The sequence below is a fragment of the Pseudoduganella sp. jia 12 genome, assembly GCF_055502675.1.
On sequence record NZ_JBUXKP010000002.1, the window covers coordinates 417864 to 440638 of the forward strand.

Annotated in this window: 18 protein-coding genes; all 18 read right to left on the minus strand. The window is 67.6% G+C overall.

Features of this window, described 5'->3' with window-relative positions; all coding sequences use genetic code 11:
* Position 1 precedes the first annotated feature (1 nt).
* Positions 2-1360: a type IVB secretion system protein IcmH/DotU gene (icmH, locus tag ACY65G_RS04875; protein ID WP_464996229.1), complete on the minus strand. Its 1359-nt coding sequence runs from the start codon at positions 1358-1360 to the stop codon at positions 2-4.
* A gap of 69 nt (positions 1361-1429) precedes the next feature.
* On the minus strand, positions 1430-2785 hold the full coding sequence (gene tssK / locus ACY65G_RS04880) for a type VI secretion system baseplate subunit TssK (protein ID WP_464996469.1): 1356 nt from the start codon (positions 2783-2785) through the stop codon (positions 1430-1432).
* A gap of 65 nt (positions 2786-2850) precedes the next feature.
* Positions 2851-4365: a type VI secretion system-associated FHA domain protein TagH gene (tagH, locus tag ACY65G_RS04885; protein WP_464996230.1), complete on the minus strand. Its 1515-nt coding sequence runs from the start codon at positions 4363-4365 to the stop codon at positions 2851-2853.
* Positions 4366-4503: 138 nt separating this feature from the next.
* Positions 4504-5958 carry a serine/threonine-protein kinase gene (locus ACY65G_RS04890; protein WP_464996231.1) on the minus strand — a complete coding sequence of 485 codons (1455 nt, stop codon included), beginning with the start codon at positions 5956-5958 and terminating at the stop codon, positions 4504-4506.
* Positions 5959-5994: 36 nt separating this feature from the next.
* On the minus strand, positions 5995-6873 hold the full coding sequence (locus tag ACY65G_RS04895) for a c-type heme family protein (RefSeq protein WP_464996232.1): 879 nt from the start codon (positions 6871-6873) through the stop codon (positions 5995-5997).
* Between the two features lie 21 nt (positions 6874-6894).
* Positions 6895-7824, minus strand: coding sequence for a hypothetical protein (locus ACY65G_RS04900; RefSeq protein WP_464996233.1), 930 nt, complete (start codon positions 7822-7824; stop codon positions 6895-6897).
* A gap of 5 nt (positions 7825-7829) precedes the next feature.
* The gene (locus ACY65G_RS04905; RefSeq protein WP_464996234.1) at positions 7830-9818 is read right to left on the minus strand and encodes a type VI secretion system Vgr family protein; all 1989 of its coding nucleotides are present in this window, start codon (positions 9816-9818) and stop codon (positions 7830-7832) included.
* A 14-nt stretch (positions 9819-9832) separates the two neighbouring features.
* The gene (locus ACY65G_RS04910; protein ID WP_464996235.1) at positions 9833-10222 is read right to left on the minus strand and encodes a DUF4280 domain-containing protein; all 390 of its coding nucleotides are present in this window, start codon (positions 10220-10222) and stop codon (positions 9833-9835) included.
* A gap of 77 nt (positions 10223-10299) precedes the next feature.
* Positions 10300-11424 (minus strand): DUF294 nucleotidyltransferase-like domain-containing protein, encoded by a 1125-nt coding sequence (locus ACY65G_RS04915; RefSeq protein ID WP_464996236.1) that lies wholly within the window; start codon positions 11422-11424, stop codon positions 10300-10302.
* A 171-nt stretch (positions 11425-11595) separates the two neighbouring features.
* The gene (gene tssH, locus ACY65G_RS04920; protein WP_464996237.1) at positions 11596-14274 is read right to left on the minus strand and encodes a type VI secretion system ATPase TssH; all 2679 of its coding nucleotides are present in this window, start codon (positions 14272-14274) and stop codon (positions 11596-11598) included.
* A gap of 20 nt (positions 14275-14294) precedes the next feature.
* Entirely contained in the window at positions 14295-15317 is a 1023-nt protein-coding gene (gene tssG, locus ACY65G_RS04925; protein ID WP_464996238.1) for a type VI secretion system baseplate subunit TssG, read from the minus strand.
* On the minus strand, positions 15302-17206 hold the full coding sequence (gene tssF, locus ACY65G_RS04930; protein WP_464996239.1) for a type VI secretion system baseplate subunit TssF: 1905 nt from the start codon (positions 17204-17206) through the stop codon (positions 15302-15304). The genes tssG and tssF overlap by 16 nt, the downstream gene beginning before the upstream one ends.
* Positions 17203-17706, minus strand: coding sequence for a type VI secretion system baseplate subunit TssE (gene tssE, locus ACY65G_RS04935; RefSeq protein ID WP_464996240.1), 504 nt, complete (start codon positions 17704-17706; stop codon positions 17203-17205). Before tssE ends, tssF begins: the two co-directional genes overlap by 4 nt.
* Positions 17699-18490, minus strand: coding sequence for a type VI secretion system accessory protein TagJ (locus ACY65G_RS04940; protein ID WP_464996241.1), 792 nt, complete (start codon positions 18488-18490; stop codon positions 17699-17701). Before ACY65G_RS04940 ends, tssE begins: the two co-directional genes overlap by 8 nt.
* A gap of 57 nt (positions 18491-18547) precedes the next feature.
* On the minus strand, positions 18548-19018 hold the full coding sequence (locus tag ACY65G_RS04945; protein WP_464996242.1) for an Hcp family type VI secretion system effector: 471 nt from the start codon (positions 19016-19018) through the stop codon (positions 18548-18550).
* Between the two features lie 82 nt (positions 19019-19100).
* A complete protein-coding gene (tssC, locus tag ACY65G_RS04950; protein ID WP_464996243.1) occupies positions 19101-20600 on the minus strand; it encodes a type VI secretion system contractile sheath large subunit in 1500 nt (499 codons plus the stop codon).
* A gap of 16 nt (positions 20601-20616) precedes the next feature.
* Entirely contained in the window at positions 20617-21117 is a 501-nt protein-coding gene (gene tssB / locus ACY65G_RS04955; RefSeq protein ID WP_464996244.1) for a type VI secretion system contractile sheath small subunit, read from the minus strand.
* 36 nt (positions 21118-21153) lie between these two features.
* Positions 21154-22212, minus strand: a complete 1059-nt coding sequence (tssA, locus tag ACY65G_RS04960) for a type VI secretion system protein TssA (protein WP_464996245.1) — start codon at positions 22210-22212, stop codon at positions 21154-21156.
* Positions 22213-22775: the final 563 nt, after the last annotated feature.

Consider the following 22775-nt stretch of genomic DNA (forward strand, 5'->3'; position numbering starts at 1 on the left):
GCTACAGGGCAGGCGCCGGCGTGGCGACGATGATTTCCACACGCCGGTTGCGGGCGCGGTTGGCCGGCGTGTCGTTCGGCACCAGCGGTGCGGCTTCGCCGTGCCCTTCGACCTCATAGCGGGCCAGCGGGCCGGCGCGGGCGGCCAGCAGGCCGCGCACGGTTTCCGCCCGTGCGCGCGACAGTTCGTAGTTCGACGGGAACCTTGCGGACAGCCCGGGGCGCACATTGTCCGTATGGCCCACCACCAGCACCTTGCCCGGCACGGTGGCCAGCGCGTCGCCGATGCGGCCCAGCAGCGCCAGGTGCGCGGGCGCGACCTCGCCGCTGCCCGACGCGAACACGCCATCGCCGCGCAGCGTGATCGTGGAGCGGCCGCCGCTGTCCACCACGCTGACGAGTCCCTGCGCGATCTCGGGCGCCAGGAAGCCGGCCAGGAGCGGGGGCCACGCCAAAACGGGAGCCGATGCGGGCGCCGGCGCGGCGACCACGGCCGGCGGGCGGGCGGCCTTCAGCGACAGCAGGTTGGCGAACACGGGATCGGAGGCATTGCCCAGCCGGTACGACAGGAACAGGTGCAGCAACAGCAGTACCGTGGCACCGGCGGCCGCGACGATCCACACGGGCACGGCGCGCCACAGCGGTTCGCCCTTGCCGCCCTGGCCCTGCCAGTGCACGGACAATTCCGGCCCGGCGGCCCCCCGTTCCCGTTCGATCATCTGCAGCAGGCGGTCGCGCAGCGTATCGAGCTGGCTGCGGCCGTTTTCCATCACGCGGTAACGGCCCTCGAAGCCCAGGGCAAGGCACACATACATCAGCTCCAGCGCGGTCAGGCTGGCCCGCGGGTTCTGGCTCAGCTTTTGCAGGATGAGGAAGAATTTCTCGCCGCCGAACGCCTCGTTATGGAACGTCACGAGCAGGCTGCGGCTGGACCACGCGCCGCCGCCCCACGGCGTGGAGGCGATGGTTTCGTCGAGCAGCGTGCACAGCGCGTAGCGCGCCGCCGCGACCAGTTCATGGTCGACCTGCGCGGCGCGCGCCGCCGTTTCAAAGTTGCGCACCGCCTGCACCAGGCCCACGCGCAAACCTTCCACGTCGGGGTGGAAAGCCATCCGGCGCAGCGGCGGCACCAGGTCCAGCAACGGATTGGCGGCGCGCACGAGCGGGTTCAGCCCCGCGCCGTGCAGATGGACAGGACCGGCCGGCCGCGGGTCCGGCGATCCGGACGGCGATGCGGCTCCCTCGCGAGGCAGCAGCGAAGGTGCGGACGGCTGCGCGGGCTGCGGGCGGTTGCCGGGCCGCGGCACGAACATCGTGCGGTCCGAATCGGGCAACGGATGATCGGATTCACTGGCACTCACGGTATCGCCCCTGTCAAAGCGATGGCGGCCCACGGTGCCTGCCGTGCATCGCCACCGTCCATCGATTCCTTACTTGCGGATAGCCCAGAATTCCATTTGCAGGCCTGGATATTCGTTCGGCACGTGCATGGCGAATCCGGCCGACGTCAGCAGGGGCCGCCAGTAGTCGCTGTTGCGGTCCAGTTCAAAATACGTGTAGCCGGCGTGGAACGGCAGCTGGCGCGGGGCCACGGGCAGCGCGCGCAGCGCGATACCGGGCAGTTGCAGGTTGACGAGGTCGCGGATCTTTTCGACCGAGCCGATCTTGACCATGGCCGGGAAGCCGCTGCGCACGGCCTCCGGGGGCACCTGCGCATGCACCGCCAGCACGAAGGTGGCCGAGCGCAGCAGTTCAGGGTCGGGCACCACGGCCACGCGCAGGCCGAACTGGCGCTCCTCCAGTTTCAGCGCCACCGCGTGCGGGTCGATCACCTGGGACAATGCGGCGCGCACGTCGTCCATCAGTGGCTGGAAGCTCTCGGCAAGCCGGTCGTGCCGGTAGACGGGGTAGCCGGTCGCCAGCTTGTCGGGCCGGCAGAACGTGGCCAGCTCGCCCGCCAGCCGGGCCACCTCGGCGTACAGCGCCTCGGGGTGCAGGCCCGTCATGCCGGCCAGGTGCGTAAACAGGGGCAGGCTGCGGTTCAGCAGCTGCAGCATGAGGAAGTCCGCGATTTCCGCGGCACCGCCGACGCCGGGCTGGCTCAGGCGGCTGGCCAGCGCCTGGGCGCGCTGCCCCAGCAGGCCAGCCAGCTCGTCCGCGAACGCGCCCAGCCGCGGCGCCGCCCGGTAATCCAGGCATGGCGGGCAATACGCCGCGTCGAGCACCACACGGTTGTCCGGCCGCCGTTCGATCACGCGCGCCACGCCCAGCACCGTGCAGCCGTTGGCCACGTCGCGGGCCAGCGCAAGCCGCAGGCGCAGGCTGCCGACCTGCATCAGCGCCGCGTTATCGAGCCCGTTGCTGTCCATCGCCTCGTATTCCACGGCGCGGTAGCGGGCGAAATTCTCCGCATCCGCGCCGTTCTCCACGCCGCCCTCCGTACCGTCGCACGTCTCGGCGATGCCGGGCCGGCGCACCGGCAATGCCAGCACCACCAGCACGTCGCGTGCGTCGTCGGGGATGTGCAGCGGCACGGGCAGCGCGTCGTCCTGCGGCAGCACCAGCGTGGTACCGTCCGGCAGCACGGCGCTGCACGACAGCAGCGCCAGCTTGCCCTGCGCCAGCAGGCCCTCGTCGATGACCAGCGAGGTAAAGCCCCATGCGTAGGCGCGCACGCCGGCCACGCGCGCTTCGATCACGCTGTGCAGGTAGCGGTCATGCTGCTGCAGGTGTTGCGGCTGCAGCAGCATGCCTTCCGACCAGACCACTTTACGATTCCACGACATCATGCCCCGCAATCCATGTTGATATTCCATCACCGGTGGCCGGCCTTGCCAAGCACCTCGCGAATCTAATGACCGGCTTCGCGCAGGCGCCGCACCTGCTCCTCGTAGGCCACCGCGAACGCCTCGCCGAACAGGCGCTGGAAATCCTCGTCCGCTTCCACGGCCAGCCGCCCGTACAGTTCCACCATCCGGTCCCACATCCTCGCCTTGCGGTTTCCCGCGAATACCTTGTCGAGCATGCCCGGCTCCTGCAGGCGGTCCTCGATCGCCTTCGGATCGAAGCGGCGCAACACACCCGCCAGCGCGGCGCGGGTGCCCGCCATGACCGCCAGCTCGTGGGCCCGCAGGTCGACAAACGCGCCGGCGAACGCCTGCCGCGGCGGCAGGTAGCCCGGCAACTGCCCTTGCAGCATGCTCGTCAGCGCCGTCGACGCATCGGGAAAGAACTTCAGCGGATTGTTGGCCTGCGGCGCGATCATCGTCATCTCCACGCGGCTTTCGCGCTTCGTCAGCGTACGCGCCATCAGCGCGGCGATGGTGCCGGCGGTGGCTTCGCGCAGCATCGCGCCGGCCAGCTCCGCCAGTTCTTCCGCGTCGTGACGGCTGTGCAGGTCCGGCACACCCAGGCCCCGCAGCAGCGCCTGCAGGACCCGGTTGTCGCCGGCCGGCGGCGCAGTGGACGCGGGCGCGGATGCCGGTACAGCGCGGACCGGCACCGCCACGTCGGCCGCGGGCTGCAGTTCGCGTGACACTTCGCGTGACAGTTCGCGTGACAGTTCGCGTGCGGTGGCGGAAGGCACGGATGCGGGCGCCGGTTCCGCCACGGCCTGCGACGCCGCTTCTGTGCGTGCGGGTCGCGGCCCGGCCGGTTGTTCCACGACCGGCACGCGCGGAGGCCGCGGCGCGACCGGCGCCAGCCAGTCTGCCAGCGGATCGTAATCGTGCGGAATGGCCGGCGCCGCCGTGGCGGCCGGCCGCGGCATGACGAATGCCGCCTGTTCGGGCGGCGCGTGATCGCTCTCCGCGCCGCGATAGCCCTGGCCCGGCGGCCTCGCGACCGGCGTTGACAGGTTCAGGCCCAGCGGATCGGCACCCGGATCGAAGTCCGCGGCGAACAGGCCATCCACATTCATGACGGCGGCGGCCGCCAGTGGATCGCCGGCGTGGCCGAACAGCGCCCCCGGCGGCGCGGAAGCTTCGAGCTCCGTCAGCGTGGGATCCGCGTCCACCAGCGGCACCGGCGCCGGCGCGGGTGCAGTCGCGGACTCCGGCTCCAGCGTGGCGACCAGCGAGTAGTCGCCGATATCGATCCGCTCGCCGCCAGCCAGCCTGGCCTCCCCGGCCGGACCCAGCAACTGCCCGTTGACGAGACTGGGATTGCTGCCGATATCGACCAGGTACCATCCGCCGTCGCGAAACTCCACCCGGGCGTGGGCACGGGAAATGTACTTGGTGGGGTCGTCGAGTACCAGGTCGCTGCCCGCGGCCCGTCCCACCACGCCGTCGCGATCGAATCTTCGCCCGACGGGGGGCACCGGCGCGGTGCCACGGTAGCTTTGAACGTCCAGGGAGATCGGCATCGCAATCCTAACGGTCGGAATCAGCACGAACATCAACGCGAACATCAACGCGAACATCAACGCGAACAACGGGGCCAGCGGGCGGCCGGGAAAGGCGAGGCCGGTGCAAACGATTATAGCGCCGCATTGCAGGGAACATCATGCCTCCCCCATCTCTTTGAGGAAGCGTGCACGCTCGGCGCTGTCGGGCACGTGGTCGGCCAGCAGCCGATGAAATTCGGTGCGGTCGACGGCCACCTTCGAGGCCCGCTTGACGAGCACCCTGGCGATCGGCCCGACATACGCGGCCAGCCGCCGCTGCGCCGCCTCCAGCACTTCGGGCGACAGCTGCGCCACGGCCGCGCCCGTGCCGGGCAGTGCCACGTGCGTGCCCGAGACCAGCAGCCCCTGCCCGCCCGTTCCCGTCGACATCGATGCCAGCCCATGCCGGTTGCGGATATCGCGTACGCTGTCGCGAAACCTGGTGCGGCCGTGCTCGGTGCCGATGTGGGGCAGCAGCCGCGCCACCAGGTCGTCGATATCGGTCGCTTCCCTGCCGGCCCCCTTCAGCAGCACCTTGGCCATCGGCCCGACCTCGCTGGACAGCGCCGTCTGCAGCGCCGGCGCCACCGCCGCCAGCCAGGACGGCGCGCCCGTCACCATCTGCCCCGCCGTCTGCGCCGCCTGGTGCGACACAGGGCTTGACGAAAGGCGCAGCGGCTCGACCGCGGCCGGCGGGCGCTGCGAGGCCAGCACCGTGCGCTCGTCGTCCTCGTCCGTCAGCGGCCGGCCGCCGTTATGTTGCAGGTGCGCTTGCGCCAGCGCGTCGGCGAATGCCTGCGCCGCGGGAAAACGCTCCGCCACGTCCTTGGCCAGCGCCCGCCGTACGACCGCATCGAAGGCCGGGTGCAGGCCGGCGCAGCGGGAACCCGGCGGCGCCGGCTCGTCATGCAGCACCTGGCAGATCACCTCCGAAGCGGTGCCGGCGAAAGGCCGGGCGCCCGTCAGCATCTGGTACAGCACCACGCCGGCCGAAAAGATGTCGGCCCTGCCGTCCACCGCCCTGCCATGCAGCTGCTCGGGCGCCATGTAGGAAGGCGTGCCGATCACCGCGCCCACCTGCGTCAGCGTGGATGTCTCCAGCCGGGCGATGCCGAAATCGGTGATCTTGACCTGGCCATCGCTGGCCACGAGGATGTTGGCGGGCTTGATGTCCCGGTGCACGACGCCGCGCCCGTGCGCATAAGCCAGCGCGCGCAGCAGCTGCGCCATGCAGGCCATGGCGGCATTCAGCGCCATCGGCACGTCGCGCGCCAGGAACGCGGTCAGCGGCGTGCCTTCCACATATTCCATGGCGATGTACGCGGTATCGCCTTCTTCGCCGAAATCGTAGACCGTGACGACATTCGGATGCAGCAACCGGCCCGATGCCTGCGCCTCGTTGCGAAAACGCGCCACCAGCTCGCCGGCATCCGCGCCGTCGAGGCATTCGCGGCGTATCGTCTTCAGCGCCACCGTGCGGGCGATGCGGACGTCGAACGCCTTGTAGACGACGCCCATCGCTCCCGTGCCCAGCACCCCTTCGATGCGGTACCTGCCGATCGTTTCCCCCATGGTTCTCCCGTGTTCGCTCATGCTTCCCGATACCCTCTATTCGTCCAGCATCTTCATCGCGCTCGCCAGGCTGGTGCGCATGCGGTTGAACGAGCGGCCCAGCGTGCTCAGTTCATCGTTGCCCCGCACATCCACTTCGTCGGCCTCGAAATTGCCCATGCTGACCTGGTCCGCCACCGTGGCCAGCCGCCGGATGCGACGCGTGACGAACAGGTGCACCATCACGTTCAGCGCCACGAACACGGCAAGGAACACGCCGGCCAGCGACAGCATGAAGGTGCGGAAGATGCCGTCCGCGCGCCGCAGCGGCACGGTCATCGGCACCGACACCACCTGCGCGCCGATCACCTCGTTCAGTTTCCAGCCGAAGCCGTTGTTCGGCCCGTAGATGTCCACCATCGTCTTCGGCGCCGTCGCCGCCGTGGTATGGCACGCCAGGCAGGCCGGGTCCTTGATCTGCAACGGGCGCGCAATGTACAGGCTGCGGCCGATCGGCGTATCGCGCTCGCCGATGAATTCCTTCAGCTCGGCGCGGCGCCGCAGCGTCTGCACGATGTCGACTTCCCAGTCGGCGGCCTTGTCGCGCGGGTTCGTCGGGTTCAGCGTTGCTTCCTTGTACGTGAAATCGGGATACGATTTCAGGATCACGTTCATCGTTTCCACCGCCGAATACGACGGCACCGATTGCGGGTGGAACTGGTACTTCATCTGGTTGCGCAGCAGCGGCGCGATCTGCCCGGCCGTGTATCCGCGCACGCTCATCGCCGCCTCCAGCAGCAGGCGCGCGTTCTGCAGCGTCTCCTGCCGCGCGCTGCGCTGGAGCAGCCGGTCGGCCACGACGCCGGCGGCGATGAAGCCGACCGCGAAGATCGACACGAACACGAGATTGAACTTGGCGGCAATGGAGAGTCTCATCGATGTCCTTCGGTGGTGTCATCAGAACAGTTCGGCGGGCGGACGCCGCGCGCCGGGACGCGCGTCCGGGTGCGAGTTCGGGTGCGACCCCGGTTGCGGCATCGGCGGGGATGCCGGCGCCAGTATCGGCCGCCACTCGGCGCTGGCGCCGAACGCCGCCTCGAGTTCGCGGCGGAACGCCGGGTCGGCCAGGCGCGGCCTGAACCGCGCCACGAAACCCTTGCGCAGCGGCGCCGGCGCGCGCAGCCAGTCGGCCACGTCCGCAAAGCTTGCCTCGCGCTCCTTCACCGGCGCCACCTTGCCGGCGTTCGGCACGGCCCCTGCCGGCACCAGCGTATCGCGAAAGGCCGGCGGCAGCGCGGCCAGGAAATCGGCCGCCGGCCGGCCCACCACCGGCTTGTCCGCCGCGAAGGTGGCGTACTGCTCGGAGACCAGCCTGGCCGTCACGGCCTGCTTGCCCCGGCCGCCCGGGCGCATGGCCTGCTGCGCGCCCTCCTCGGCAAACACGGCCGCGGCGTCGCCGTGGTGGCGCACGATGGTCACCCCGGCAGGCAAAGCGACCAGCAGCGTGGGTGCGACGACCCGCGCGCCACCGGGCGCGGCCACCTTCACCCAGCCGCTCAACAGCGCGACCTCGATGCCGCCGTTGCCGGGCAGCCTCGCCAGCAGCAGGCGCGTGTCCGGCCCCAGCGCCACGATCGCGGGCCCCGCCTCGACCTGGGCGCCGGCACCGGCCGTCTCGAGGATATCGTCCTGCCGCACGGCGCCGCCGGCGGCAAGGCGGTACACCGCCGCGCCACGGATCAGGCGCACCGGTCCATCGGCCATCGACACGATCGCCGCCGGCACCGGCGCCGGCGTTGGCTGGGCTGCCGTTCCCGGCCCGGGCGCACCGAGCAGCGCGGCCAGCGCCAGGGCCGGCGGGAGAGCGGAAAGAACAGGGCCTCGCATGGCTGCTAGTTGATCTTCACCAGCGAACCCTCGACGGTGAGGATGCCGCCGGCCTTGATGGACATCATGCCGTCGGCCTCGATGGCGATCTGCGCCGACTTCATCGTGATCTTCGCCGGTTCGATCCTGACGCTGCTGCCCCCCACCTTCAGCTCGATCGACGTGCCCGCCTCCACGACGATGGTCTTGCCGACATCGACCTTCTGGTCGGCATCGACCTTCACGGTCTGGTTCTTGTTGACCGTGCGCTGTTCGTCACCCTTGATGGTGCTCGCGAGGTTGTTGTCGATCGCGATGGTCTCGTCGTTCGCCACGTGCAGCTTGCGATCGTGCCCCACGTCGACGCTCTGGTCGTTGAAGATGGCAACGGTCTGGTCGCCCTTGTCCTTCTTCTCGAATCCCACCTTGAGCGTGTCGTTGTTCTTCACCACGCGGTTGCAATCCTTTTCGGCCTGGATGTAGACCTCTTCCGCGCCCTTCTTGTCCTCGAAGCGCAGCTCGTTGTAGCCGCTGCCGCCTTTCGAGCTGTTGGTCCTGATGGTCGAGCGGGTCTGGTTGCCGGGCAGGTCATAGGGGGGGATCGTGTCGGCGTTGTACACGCAGCCGGTGACCAGCGGCTGGTCCGGATCGCCTTCGAGGAAGCTGACGACGACTTCCATGCCGATGCGGGGGATGAACATCGTGCCCCAGCCCTTGCCCGCCCAGCCCTGCTGCACCCTCACCCAGCACGAGCTGGTCTCGTTATCCTTGCGGTCGCGCTCCCAGTGGAACTGCACCTTGATGCGGCCATGCTTGTCGGTCCAGATTTCCTCGCCCGCCTTGCCGACCACGATCGCCGTCTGCGGCCCATGCACGAACGGCTTGCGGGCGATGCGCGGCGGCCGGTAGCTGTGCTCCTTGCCCACGGCCTTGAAAGCGCAGACGAACTCGAAGGCGGCTTCGCCGCCGCCGGTGCTACTGCCGTAGGCGTTGGTCGAGAATTCGATGTCGGTGGCGGTAACGAGGAACTCCCGGTTCTGGTCCGCGCGCGGGTGCTCGGCCAGCTTGAACAGCGTTCCGGCGCCGACCCCGCGCGCGTTGGTGGTGCCGTCGACCTGCTCGCCCTGCCCGTGCAGCGCTTCCATGCGCGCGCGCGCCCGTTCCTCGCCCGCGCCGGCGACCTTGTAGCGGCCGGGATAGTCATACTGGCGCAGGCGCTGGCCGATGAACGGCGCCGCGATGGCCGACTTCACCAGCAGGCCGGCGCTGCGGATGGCCGCCGGCTGTTCGAAATCGTAGTCGTTCAGCGCATACTCGGCCGATTGCACGGCGCCGGCAGGCCACATGCGCGTGACCGATTTCTCCGGCGCGCGCCGGCCTTCCTGCTCGTCCCAGAACGGCAGCGTGGCATAGCCGGGGGCACTGGCGTGGGCGCCATAGCTGTCGGCCAGCACCATCGTGTGGGCGCCGGCGTCGTGCCGGAAATAATAGTAGATGCCCTCTTCCTCCAGCAGCCGGCTGACGAACTCGAAATCGGATTCCCGGTACTGCACGCAGAATTCGCGCTTGGCCGGGGTGGACGACAGCTTGCCGGCGTCGATCCGGACCAGGCCGCCGTATGCGCCCGCCCCGCACACGGCCTTGACAATCTCGATGGTGGTCTGCTCCTGGAAGATGCGGCAGTCGGACGACCGGGTAAGCAGCCACAGTGCCGGGTGGACCACCGCCTCCCATGCCGGCATGCCGTCGCGCCATCCCAGGTAGGCGAAGCGCGTGACGATGCCATGGAAGTGGCGCTTGCCGCCTTCTTCCAGTTCCAGCGTGATCGCCAGCTCCTTGCCCAGCACATCGCCGGTGGCGATGTCGGCCCGCGTGGACGCCAGCAGCACGCGGAGCTCGAACAGCCGGCCCAATCCCTCGCTGCATTGGGCGCGGCGGAACAGCAACGCGTCGGGGCCGAGGGCGGAGGTCACGGTGACGGGGCGATTGGCTTGGGTGGGCTGCATGATCGGCATGGGTTGCAAGGTCCTCAAGGCACCTGTGTCTTGACGGTGCCGGAAGTGGTGAACTGGATCACGCCGCCCCAGTTGCACAGGCATTTCGACACGTTATCGAGCGTGGGCATGTTCGCCAGCAGCACGGTCGGTGCCCCGGGCACCCATGGCGCGGCCGTTGCCGGGATGCAGGGCATCGGTGTCAGCACGCCCATCGCCGCCGCGGTGGCGGCGGCCACGGTCGGATTCGCCGGCGACATGCATACCCCGAAAGGCATGATGTTCACCAACGGAACGTGGTCCATGATGTTGGCCGCGGGCGGCCCTTCGCAGAGCACCTTGTTCTTGGGCAGGACGACGAGCGACGACGGGGCGGCCCCCATCGAGCACGCCATCATGGCCCCCATGGATACCTGGTTCGGCATGGTCGTCCTCCGCCGCGTACACGCGGCCGCGTTGGTTGGTTGGCGGTTGTCATCGTCTTTTCCGCGGGCCAGCCGCTTCAATGGTCATAGAACGGGCTGCGCCGGTGCCCGAACGCCTTGGTCTTGATCGCGTGGAATTGCTGCCCGAGGGTGCGAAGCTCCGCCAGCACCACGGCGGCGCGACGCAAGCGGAAAAGCTGGGTGTCCGTCAGGACCAGTTCGTTGTCGGGGTTGGGGCTGGGTTCCGTGTTCGTGCGCACCCAGTCCTGTTCGCGGTTGGCATGCAGGTGCGACTGTACGCGCAGCACCAGCGGCGCCTCCATCGCCATCCGCAGCCGCGCGGCATTGGTCGTGCTGATCTTCCCGGCCGCGGTCAGCGCCGTGATCTGCTGGTCGGTGGTGACGCCGGCGATGTCGTGCCACCAGCACAGGCTCTGTGCCAGGAATTGCGGCACCCGGTAGAACTGCTTCTTCAGTTCGAAGCGCGTCGCAGCGGGTCCCGGGGGAGCGAAACTGGGATTCGTCGATACATCGCGGATCTTCTCCAGCGCCATGCGCCGGCGATAGGTCAGCATCGGGCGCCAGCTCATCTTCCCGCAGGTGGTGCCGAGCACGAGGTCGACTTCCGTCTTGAAGTCGGCAAACAGCTGCGGATCGCCGAAGGCCAGGCTGCTGTCGGACAGGCCTGCCACGAGATGCTGCACGAATTCATTGTCCGAATCGAGGTACCGCTCCACGACACCGGCAAGTTCCACCGCGGTGCCCGTCAATCCCTCGGCAACGATCATGACCCCGGTGTCCGTCTTGGCCAGCGGGTTGAGGCCTCCCGTGCAGAACGTGAACCCCTTGTGGGCATGCTCCACCTGCAGCATCTGCCGCAGGCGCTTCATCACGTCGGTCGAAGCCCCGTTGAAGAAGGCCTTGTCTGCCAGGGTGGCGCCATTTTCAAGCACGATGAAGCCGTCGACATCGGAATACGGGCAAGCCTCCTTCCTCGCACCCGATCCGCCCCAGCAGAATGCAAAGTGGCACGGCGCGGCGCCGCCGTGGGCGTTGAAATAATCGTCATACATGGTTTCCAGGATCGTCGCGGCCCGCTGGGTCCACCCACCCTGCAGGGTCTGCGCATTGGCACCGGCCACGCCCGCCATGTTCGAGATGCTCTGGCGCCGCGCGCGCACGTTGGCGACGTCGTTCGCCACCAGCGCGCATGTCGCACAGCGCAAGGCGGGATTGGGAACCCCATGTTGCGGGCCCGGACACAGCGGCTGCGCTGGCAAGCGTATACAAGTCATGTCGGTCTCCTGGTGGCTGCTGCAGGAGCGTCGCCCGGACGGCCCGCGCCGCCTGGTGAGGCCCCGATGATGGATGCCTTAATCGAATGCATACGAGAACGCCCCCTCCCTGGTGCCGACACGCACGCCGGCGATGGGCGTGCCTTCCAGCATGCGGTTCAGGAATTCGCGCGACAGGTCGGGCAGCATCGTGTTGGTCAGGATCGCATCGATCATCCGGCCGCCCGACTCGCTCTCGGTGCAGCGCGACACGACCAGATTGACCACATCGTCGCCGACCTCGAACGGGATCCGGTAGCGCGCCTCGACGCGCTTCTTGATGCGATCGAGCTGCAGCCGCACGATCTGGCCGAGGATCTCGTCGGACAGCGGGTAGTAGGGAATCGTCACCAGCCGCCCCAGCAGCGCGGGCGGGAAGACCTTCAGCAGCGCGGGGCGCAGCGCCTTGGCCATGCCCTCCGGGTCGGGCATCAGGTCGGGATCCTTGCACAGCCCGGCGATCAGGTCGGTGCCGGCATTGGTGGTGAGGATGATGAGCGTGTTCTTGAAATCGATGAAGCGGCCTTCGCCATCTTCCATGAAGCCCTTGTCGAACACCTGGTAGAAGATCTCATGCACATCCTGGTGGGCCTTTTCCACCTCGTCGAGCAGCACCACCGAATAGGGCTTGCGGCGCACCGCCTCGGTCAGCACGCCCCCTTCGCCGTAGCCCACGTAGCCCGGCGGCGCGCCCTTCAGCGTGGATACCGTGTGCGCTTCCTGGTATTCGCTCATGTTGATCGTGATGAGGTTCTGCTCGCCGCCGTACAGCGCCTCGGCCAGCGCGAGCGCCGTTTCGGTCTTGCCCACGCCGGATGTGCCGGCCAGCAGGAACACCCCGACCGGCTTGCCGGGATTGTCCAGCCCGGCGCGTGACGTCTGGATACGCCGGGCGATCATCTCCATCGCATGGTCCTGGCCCACCACGCGCTGCGACAGCACGGCGGCGATGTTGAGGATGTTTTCCACTTCGTTCTTCGCCATGCGGCCGACGGGTATGCCGGTCCAGTCGCCCACCACGGCGGCGACGGCCTGGTAGTCGACGATGGGCAGGATCAGCGGGTGCTCGCCCTGCAGCGCGGCCAGCTTCGCCCCCACGCCCTGCAATTGTTCCTTCAGCCCGGCACGCGCGTTGTCGTCCATGCCATCGGCCGATGCGCCGTCGACGGGCTTGCCGCCATCGCGCAGCTTCGCGCGCAGGGTCAGCAGCTCGTCCACCAGCGCACGCTCGGCCTGCCAGCGCGCTTCCAGCGCATCGAGCCGTTCCTGCTCCTCGCCCAGTGCGGCCAGTGCGCTTTCCGCGCGCGCGACCGTATCGATGCCGATCGCATCTTCGCGACGGATGATGTCCAGTTCGGTGTTCAGCGCATCGATGCGCTTGCGGCTGTCGTCCACCTCGGCCGGCGTGGCGTGCAGGCTCACCGCCACGCGGGCGCTGGCCGTGTCGAGCAGGCTGACCGATTTGTCCGGCAGCTGGCGGCCGGCGATGTAGCGGTGCGACAGGCGCACGGCCGCTTCCAGCGCCTCGTCGAGGATCTGCACCTTGTGGTGCTTTTCCATCGTGGAGGCCACGCCGCGCATCATGAGGATCGCGCGCGCTTCGTCCGGCTCGTCCACCTGGATGCTCTGGAAGCGCCGCGTCAGCGCCGGATCCGTCTCGATATGCTTCTTGTATTCGGCAAAGGTGGTGGCGCCGATGGTGCGCAGCGTGCCACGCGCCAGTGCGGGCTTGAGCAGGTTGGCCGCATCCCCGGTGCCGGCGGCGCCGCCGGCGCCCACCAGCGTATGGGTTTCGTCGATGAACAGGACGATCGGCTGCTCGCTGGCCTGCACCTCGTCGATGACGGAACGCAGCCGCTGCTCGAACTCGCCTTTCATGCTGGCGCCGGCCTGCAGCAGGCCCACGTCCAGCGTCAGCAGGCGCACTTCCTTCAGCGACGGCGGCACGTCGCCACGCGCGATGCGCTGGGCGAAGCCCTCCACCACCGCCGTCTTGCCCACCCCCGCCTCGCCGATCATGATGGGGTTGTTCTGCCGGCGGCGCATGAGGATATCGACCATCTGGCGGATCTCGTCGTCGCGTCCCACGATCGGGTCCATCTTGCCGCCCCGCGCCTGCGCGGTCAGGTCGACGGTGAATTTCTTCAGCGCTTCCTGCTTGCCCATCGCGGCGGGCGCCACCGCACCGGACGCCTCGCCCGGCGCCGCCGTCACGAAGCCGTCGCTGGCCGTCATGCGCGCCTCGGGCGAATCCTTCAGCAGCGTGGCGAAACGCTCGGCCAGGTCGTCCGGTTTCACGCGCTCGAACTGGCGGCTGATCGCGAACAGCGCGTTGCGCAGGTTGGCGGTCTTCAGCGACGCCATCACCAGGTGGCCGCTGCGCACGGCACCCTCGCCGAACATCAGCGTGCCGTACACCCAGCCCCGTTCGACCAGCTCTTCCACCTGCGACGACAGGTCGGTGACGGACGTGGCGCCGCGCGGTAGGCGGTCCAGCGCCGCCGTCAGGTCGCGCGCGAGCACGGCGCCATCGAGTTCGTAGTGGCGGATGATGCGGTGCAGGTCCGAGTCCTGCAGTTGCAGTATCTGGTGCACCCAGTGGATCACTTCCACGTAGGGATTGCCGCGCAGCTTGCAGAACGTCGTGCTGCTTTCGATCGCGCGGTAGCACAGCGCGTCGAGCTTGCCAAACAGTTTGACGCGGCTGATATCGGCCATTTTTTTCTCCTGTGTCCCGGTCAGGCCGCGCGGGCGGCTCCCCGGAGTGTCAATCGATCGGCGTCGCGCGCCACCGGTGCGCTGGCGAGATACGTCGTCCAGCCCAGCCGCCGCGCGCGCGAAGGGTCGGACCGCAACGCGAGCGCCGGCACGTCTTCCTTCTTCAGCACGAGCCGCACGTCCCAGTCCAGCGCGATGCCGGCATACTGGCGCACCCAGGCCTGCAGGCGCCGCATGCCCGGTGCACCGGGCAGCAGCCGCACGTAGTCGGCGTAATCGAGCGGACCGAACACGATGCGGAACCGGTGCTGGCAATCCCACACGGATTTTCCCAGCACGGCGGAGGTGCCGAGGCGGTTGCCGATGTCTTCACGCCCGATGCGCGTGTAGCCCTGCGCGGGGATCGGCATCCAGTGGCCCACGAACTGCTCGATCCGCACGGGCAGCCGGTAATAGGCGCGCAGGATGGTGGCCAGCCCGGCAGCCGGGCGCTTGCCGTTCGCCAGCAGGCCGGCGAAGTGCCGCTTGGCGAAATCGCCGATGGCGTCCCGGTCCTGCAGCGCCGGGCTGCCGATGCCGCACAGGCTGCCCACGTAATCGCCGAAGCGGTCGCCCTGCGGGCGGTCCAGGCTGATCGCCGGCTCGGCGCAGGCGCGCGCGCGGTAGAACAGCGACAGCGCGCGGTGATGGAAGATATCGAGAAACGCGACCAGCGTGCCGTCGCCGTGGTTGCGGCTGCGTTCCCGCGCATATTCGGTGAGGTGCAGCGGCAGCGGGCCGTTCGGCCCCAGCAGGCCCACGAAGTTGACCGTCAGGCGCGCCTTGCGCACGGCATCGGCGGGCGTGTAGGCCCGCAGCGCGCCGGGCTCGAAGGCCAGCGACGGCTCCTGGCCGAGGCGCACGGCCTCGTCGCGTGGCCGCAGCGCCGTGCCGATGCGGGGCAGTTCCGGGTGGGCGTTTTCCAATAGCCGCAGGGCCTGGATGAAGTCCATGCGCGGGGCGCGTTCGGCCAGCTGGCGTTCCACGTCTACAGGATCGCGCATGCGCCCTCCCTGGCCGGCCAGCGCATGATCGTGCCCCGGCCGACCGTGCGCACCACTGTCTCCGTAAACGTGTTGATGTTGACGTATTGCGCAAAGAAACGGTTCAGCACGCCGCCCAGCAGGAAGGCGCCCGCGCCCTCGAATGCCGCGTCGTCGAGCGTGACCGTGATCTCCAGGCCGCGGCCGAACGTGATCGGCCCGGGCGTGGGCATGCGCCGCGTCACCGGCCTGGCATCGACCGAACGCACGCCCTCCACCTGGCGCTGGGCGATCGGATCGTCCTTGTGGCAGTACAGGGCCAGCAGCTCGCGAAGGGCGACGGCGCCTTCGGCCTGGCCGCCACCGTGCCCGTCATGTTCGGTATCGGCCAGCGACAGGTAGTTCAGCGACAGCTGGTTGATCAGCCGCCACGCCATGGGGCCGTCCGCGAACGACGGCAGCGGCCGGCTAGGTCCGGCCACCACGCGCACCGACTGTACGGGGGCGCCCCCTTCGAGCATGAAATCGGTGTTGCCCAGGCCCAGCGGCATCGACAGCGGCAGGTCGCGGTTGGTGCACCACACGGCCACGCCCAGCTGCCGCAGCTCGTGCCGGTACGGCGCCTCGCCCGCGTCGACCAGCGAGATGAAGGTTTCGCTGCCCACGTAAGACGAGCGCGGGCCGCGTTCGCGCTGCCGCTGCGACAGCAGCCGCGGTTCGCGCCGCACATGGTAATAGGCGCGGCCGGGGCCGCCCAGGTCGGCAGCGCCATACAGGGGTTCGAAGCGCTGCTCGCCTTCGGCGCCGCTGCCGTAGCCGGTGACGCCGGCGATGCTGTGCACCTCGAAATCCATCGGGCGCGTGCGGTCGACCAGCACGTGGTGCTCGAACAGGTCGCCGGACAGGTCGATGCGGTCGGCCCGCCGCGGGAACAGGTTGACGACGGGCGTGCAGTTCAGCGCGAAGTGTGCCGTGTCGAGCATCTGTTCGAGGCGCGCGTCGCCCTGGTCGAGCAGAACCACGACATCGAGTTCGCTGTCGGCGCAGCAGGCAACGGCTTCGCGCAGGCCGCCAATATCGAGGAACAGGAAGCGGGACGCGAAGGCGAAGTATTCCTGCAGCAGCCGGTAGCCTTCGAAGCTGCGCTGCGCGCCGGGCAGCAACGCCTCGGCCGCCGCGAAGCCGGCCGGCTGCAGGGCCTTGCGCGGCAGCAGGCGGTGCCAGCTGGCCGGGCGCCGCGCGGGCATCACCAGCACACCCGCGCTACTGGCCAGCAGCCGCTCGTAGATCTGCGCCGGCAGTGCGTCGCCACCGCGCAGGTGCAGCGCCAGGCGGTCCAGCGCCAGCGTGTTGAACGGCGCATCGTGCGTGGTGCGCAGCCGCAGGCGCAAGCCCGCCTTGATCCCGGGCGGCAGCGCCTGGTCGACACTGGCGGACCCGCCGATGCTGCCGCCGTGCGTGAAGAACTTCGCTTCCACCAGCTCCACCGGCCACAGCTTGAGCGCATGGGCCGTGCGGTATTCGCAGGCCGTCAGGTCGTCCTTGCCCAGCTGGCTGCGCATCGTGGTCCCGGCGGGGATCGTGAACCCCGATACCAGGGCCGGGCTGGCGAGATCGGGCTGACACTGCACCACGGCCATCGATGGCGTGGGCGCGAGGAAATCAGGGTAGACCAGTTCGGACAAATGCTGCGTAAAGCGCGGGAATTCCGCATCGATCTTCATCTGCACGCGGGCGGTCAGAAACGAAAAACCTTCCAGCAAGCGCTCCACATACGGATCGGCGCAGTCGAATCCCTCCAGGCCCAGCCGGCCGGCGATCTTCGGGTAACGCGCGGCGAACTCGCCGCCCATCTCGCGCAGGTGCTGCAGTTCCTGGCTGTAGTAGTGCAGGAAGCGGGGCGAAGTCATCGCGCGGCTCCGGCCTGGTCGGTCACGCTGACCTGGGCGACATCGAGATCGAGCTCGGTGCGCAGGTACAGGCGTTCGGGGTATGGCTGCGCCCACAGGTCGCCCTGTATTTCAAACACCAGCTTGGCGATGCTTTCGGACGGGATCGCCCGCACGGCGACGGAAGAACGGTTCAGGCGCGGCTCGAAATCCCAGATCGCCTGGCGGATCGCCCGTTCCAGGTCGGCCAGCTGCATGCCGGCGAGCGAAGCGCCGGAGATATCGGGCATGCCGTAGTTGAGCACGGAGCTGGACAGATGGGGCAGCGCCGGGGCGTTCGTCACCGATATCAGGTTCGTCGCGTTGAGGAGCCAGGCCAGGTCGCGCAGCACGCCTTCGCGCAGCGCCCTGGCCGACAGCACGCGGCGCTCGCGCGATTCGACGGGCGAGTCGGGTTCATGGTCGGTCAGGCGGTCCAGCAGCGACGGCTGCAGGCGCTCGCGGGGCGCCAGTTCAGCCATTGCCGGCCTCCGCGCCGCCATCGAACACGATGCTGCGCGCATCGAGCAGCGGATAGTCGCCGGCGTCGGTGACGAACATGCGCTGGCCGATGCCACGCGCGCCCAGCCATTCGGTACGGCGCGCCAGCATCAAGGCATCGTCGCCCTCTTCCACCGTGCCCGCGTAGCGGGTCGGGATCAGGCCGACCGATTGCGCGCCATTGCTGAAAGTGAAATTCGCCGCTGTCCAGACGGTGTCGCGCAGGTCGGCCGGCGCTTCGATGTCGATGGCGGCCAGGCGCATGAACGGAATCCAGAAATAGCGGCCGTCGACGATGGCTTCGAGGACCGGGCCGAGGCGCTGGTCGGCGTCGGCCAGCCACGCGAAAGGCTGGCCGTCGATGGTGCCGGCCGGGCCACTGGCCGTTTCGAATGCCCGTGCGCGCAGGGCCGCTGCGCGCTCCGGCGAGGCGTGGTCGTGCCGCAGCGCTTCGACGAGCAGGCCGATCCAGTCTTGCGGTTCGCCGAAGATCAGCGGTGCGCGCTCGCCCGCGAACACGGCGGCGCGAAACGCTTCGCAGCGGATCGCTTCGCGGTAGGTCTGCACCATGGGCAAGGTGGCGGCATCGAGCTCGCCGGCCACGTTCAGCTGGTTCAGCGCACGCTGCCAGTCGCCCTTGACCACCAGCAGCTGGAACAGGAACGTGCGCAGTTGCACGTTGGCCGTATCCAGCCGGATCGCTTGTTGCAGGGCGTCGAGCCCTCCGGCCAGGTCACCGTCACGGACGAGCTCTTGCGCCAGCATAATGGTCTCCCCGATGGATTGGGCCGGCCCGCCGGAGCAGCGAGCCGGCAAGGCGCATCATTCCGCGGCGTTCGACGCGATGTTCCAGACGAATGGCTTGTAGGCTTCCACGCTGCCCTTTTCCGTCTGCGGCTTGTAGCCGAAGTTGACCTTGGCGAAATTGAGCGTGACGTTTTCCGTCAGCCGGTCCTCGCCGCCGCTGCCGCCGGTCGAGATCGACGTCACGATCACTTCTTCCATCGCGATCGAGATGTAGTCGAGCTGTCCTTCGCCGGCCTTGCGCACCAGCAGTTCGGCCGTCTTTACGTGCGTACCCTTCGCCAGTGCGGTCATCAGCGCATTGGTCGAGCTGTCGATATACTTGGTGAACGACAGGTCCTGGAAGGCCGCCTTGCCCGCGCCGCCGCCACCGCCCATGTGGGTGGTGCCGGACTGGCTCATGCCCCAGCTCCAGGCGAGCACGTCGATCTCGCCGGGATACTGCGCGTCCGTCGATTCGCCCTTGATACTATCCAGTTTGATGAACATGTCTACGGCCATTTTGATTCTCCGGTTGTGCCGCGGCCACGCGCCGTGGCGGTGATTGAAACAACGCTGTCAAACAACGCCTTCAGGTTTTCGCCGAAGGGAGCTTCGATACCAGCCGCAATGAAACGGTCAAGCCCTCCAGCTGGTAATGAGGGCGTAAATAGAACTTGGAGGCGTAGTAGCCGGGATTGCCTTCGACTTCTTCCAGCACCACTTCGGCCGCGGCCAGCGGCTTCTTGGCCTTGTACGACTCGCTCGAGTTGGCGGGATCGCCGTCCACGTACTGCATGATCCATTTCGTCAGCCAGCGCTGCATGTCGTCGCGCTCCTTGAACGAGCCGATCTTGTCCCGAACGATGCACTTCAGGTAGTGCGCGAAACGGCAGGTCGCGAACAGGTAAGGCAGCCGCGCGGCCAGGTTGGCGTTCGCGGTGGCATCCGGATCGTCGTATTCGGCCGGCTTGTGCAGCGATTGCGCACCGATGAACGCGGCGAAGTCGGTGTTTTTCTTGTGCACCAGCGGCATGAAGCCGTTGGCCGCCAGTTCCGCTTCGCGGCGGTCGGAAATGGCGATCTCGGTGGGGCACTGCATGTCCACGCCGCCATCGTCCGTGGGGAACGTGTGCACCGGCAAGCCTTCCACGGCGCCGCCCGATTCGATGCCGCGGATGCGCGAGCACCAGCCATACATCTTGAAGGAACGGTTGATGTTGACGCCCATCGCGTAGGCGGCGTTGGCCCACGTATAGTTCTTGCTGCCGGGGGCGCTCGTATCTTCCTCGAAGTCGAAGTCGGCCACCGGGTCGGTTTTCGCACCATACGGCTGGCGGGCCAGGAAGCGCGGCATGGCGAGCCCCACGTAGCGCGAATCCTCGGATTCCCGGAACGAGCGCCAGGCCGCGTGTTCCGGCGTCTGGAAGATCTTCGTGAGGTCGCGCGGATTGGCCAGCTCGTTCCACGATTCCATCAGCATCACCGATGGCGCGGCGGCCGAGATGAACGGCGCATGGGCCGCGGCGGCCACCTTCGCCATCGATGTGAGCAGTTCCACGTCCGGCGCGCTGTTGTCGAAGTAATAGTCGGCGACGATGCAGCCGAACGGCTCGCCGCCGAACTGGCCGAATTCCTGCTCGTACATCTTCTTGAACAGGGGGCTCTGGTCCCAGGCCGTGCCCTTGAATTTCTTCAAGGTCTTGCCGAGGTCGTTCTTCGAGATGTTCAGCACGCGAATCTTCAGCATCTCGTCGGTTTCGGTGTTGTTGACGAGGTAGTGCAGCCCCCGCCAGGCACCTTCCAGTGCCTGGAACTGCTCCGTGTGCAGGATCAGGTTCACCTGCTCGCCGAGTTTGCGGTCGAGCGCGGCAATCAGGCTTTCGATCGTGCCCAGCACGTCGCCCGAGATCAGGTTCGTTCCCGCCAGCGCCTGTTCGGCCAGCGTGCGCACCGCCACCTCGACGGATTCCCGCGCCTTGTCCGACTGTGGCCGGAATTCCTTTTGCAGCAGGGAACTGAAGTCGCTTGCCTCCAGCACGCCCGCCTGCCCATCGCCTTCCAGTTTCGCTGCTGCCGATGCTTCTGCCATGGCTGTCTCCCTGTGGTTATTCGGTCGGCTTCGGCGCCGCGGTCAGCGACTGCATCAGGGCCGGTTCGGCCAGCAGTTTCGCGATCAGGTCTTCGGCACCCGTCTTGCCATCCATGTAGGTCATCAGGTTGGCAAGTTGTCCGCGCGCCTCGAGCAGCTTGCGCAGCGGTTCCACCTTGCGGGCGATGGCGGCGGGACTGAAATCGTCCATGCTTTCAAAGGTGAGATCGACCGCCACGTTGCCCTCGCCGGTCAGCGTGTTGGGCACCTGCACGGCCACGCGCGGCTTCATCGCCTTCATCCGTTCATCGAAATTGTCGACATCGATCTCGAGGAATTTTCGGTCCGACACGGGCGCCAGCGGATCGGACGGCTGGCCGGACAGGTCGGCCAGCACGCCCATGACGAACGGCAGCTGGACTTTCTTTTCCGCGCCGTACACCTCGACGTCGTATTCGATCTGCACCCGCGGCGCGCGGTTGCGTGCGATGAACTTCTGACTGCTTTCCTTGGCCACGATTTCCTCCTGGTGATTGAATGCCGCGTGATTGCCTTATTTCTCCAGCGGCCCGCGAATGACGAGCAGCTGCTTGACGCCTTCCGGCGCCAGGTCTTCCATCGCTTCGATGAATGTCTTGGGCACGAGCCGCTTCGCGCGCTCGATCAGCAGCGGCACCGGGCTGGAAGGCTCCTGCCGCTGGTAATAGTCGAGCAACTTGTCCAGCGCCTTGATCACGTCGTCCCGGTCGCGGACCTCCCCCGATATCCCCGCGACGGTCGCGGCGGAAGCGTCCGCCGCTGCGCCGATGCCGCCCGTGCCGCCGGCAGCCGCAGCCCCCTCGGCCGCGATTGCCGGATCGGCCTGTACATAGGGCTGCAGCGTGGCGGCGATGCGCGCCAGCGGACGCAGCAGCGGCGCAAGATTGAGGGCCTGCGCATTGCCGACACGGCGCACGAGCGTGGCTTCGACGCGCATCACGCTCGCATGGGCCTGTGTCGCCGCCGCCAGCACCTGGCGCAGGGTTTCCTGCAAGGGTCCCTGGGCCATCGCCTGGAGCGCCTTGTCGATCGACGCCGGCGCCATGGCCGTTTGCCCTGCGGGCACGGGGGCTTCGCCGCTCGCATAATCCAGCTGGCGCAGCGACAGCTGCCCGAGGCCGGGCAAGGCCATGAACGAGGCTTCGTTCAGCTCGCGCAGCACGGTGGCCATGTCGGCCAGTGGCGCCAGGCTGTTGATGCGCAAGGTCGGATCGTTGCCGTCATCGGCATCGAGCTGGGGATGCAGGTCGTCCCAATGCGCTTCCAGCATGCCGTCGATCGCCTGCAGGCCGCTCGCCAGGCCGGGCAGGCCTTCCAGCGCCAGCAACGCCCGGGCCAGTGGCACGGCGATGCGCAGGTCGCGGGTCCGACCCAGCAGTTCCGCGGCCTGCCTGTGCACCAGCTTCCAGTCCGGTGGCACGGCCGGGGTTACGGTATTTCCATACTGCACTTCGGGTTTGCCGACGAGGTTGCGCTCCAGCTCCTGGAAGGCCGGGTCGTATTCCAGGTTGGGACCGCATGGCGCATCGGCACTGACCGCCTGCCCCAATATCCCGATATCGATCATTTCCATCGCGCCGTTGCCGATATAATAAAAACGATAATTAAACAGACGAGTCAGCCCCTCAGCTCATCCAATGGATGTGCCGAAATTTTCAATCAATGATGTGCTGGTCGAATTACTGCCGCGTCATGGTCGAACGGTAGCCCATCATGGGCGTGTCTCTTCAATGCGAATCCAGGATTCGTGGGCGTGTTTTTAGATACTTGTTATCAGAGATGCTCTGCCGGAAGCCCGGGTTCATCCTTGGCCGATCGGCGGCCACTATTCAGGTTCATTATCCACTTGCGCCCGGACCGCTGAGGCAGGCATTGTTCGGGCATTGCTCGGGCATTGTTCGGGTATTGTTTTGGTATTGTTCTGGTATTGTTCGCGTATTGTTCGCGTATCGTTCGGGCATCACTGCTACTTGTCTGATATTCGCTAGTGCCCGGCTGACTATCGGCCAGTACATGTGCGCACTTCCGTTCGTTATTGCGATCTGCCCCGTCATTTCACGTTAACTATACTGCTGTCGCCAGCGAAAAATAAAAATTATTTTTCCGATGTTTTAATTTTGATACGCATTCCCACGT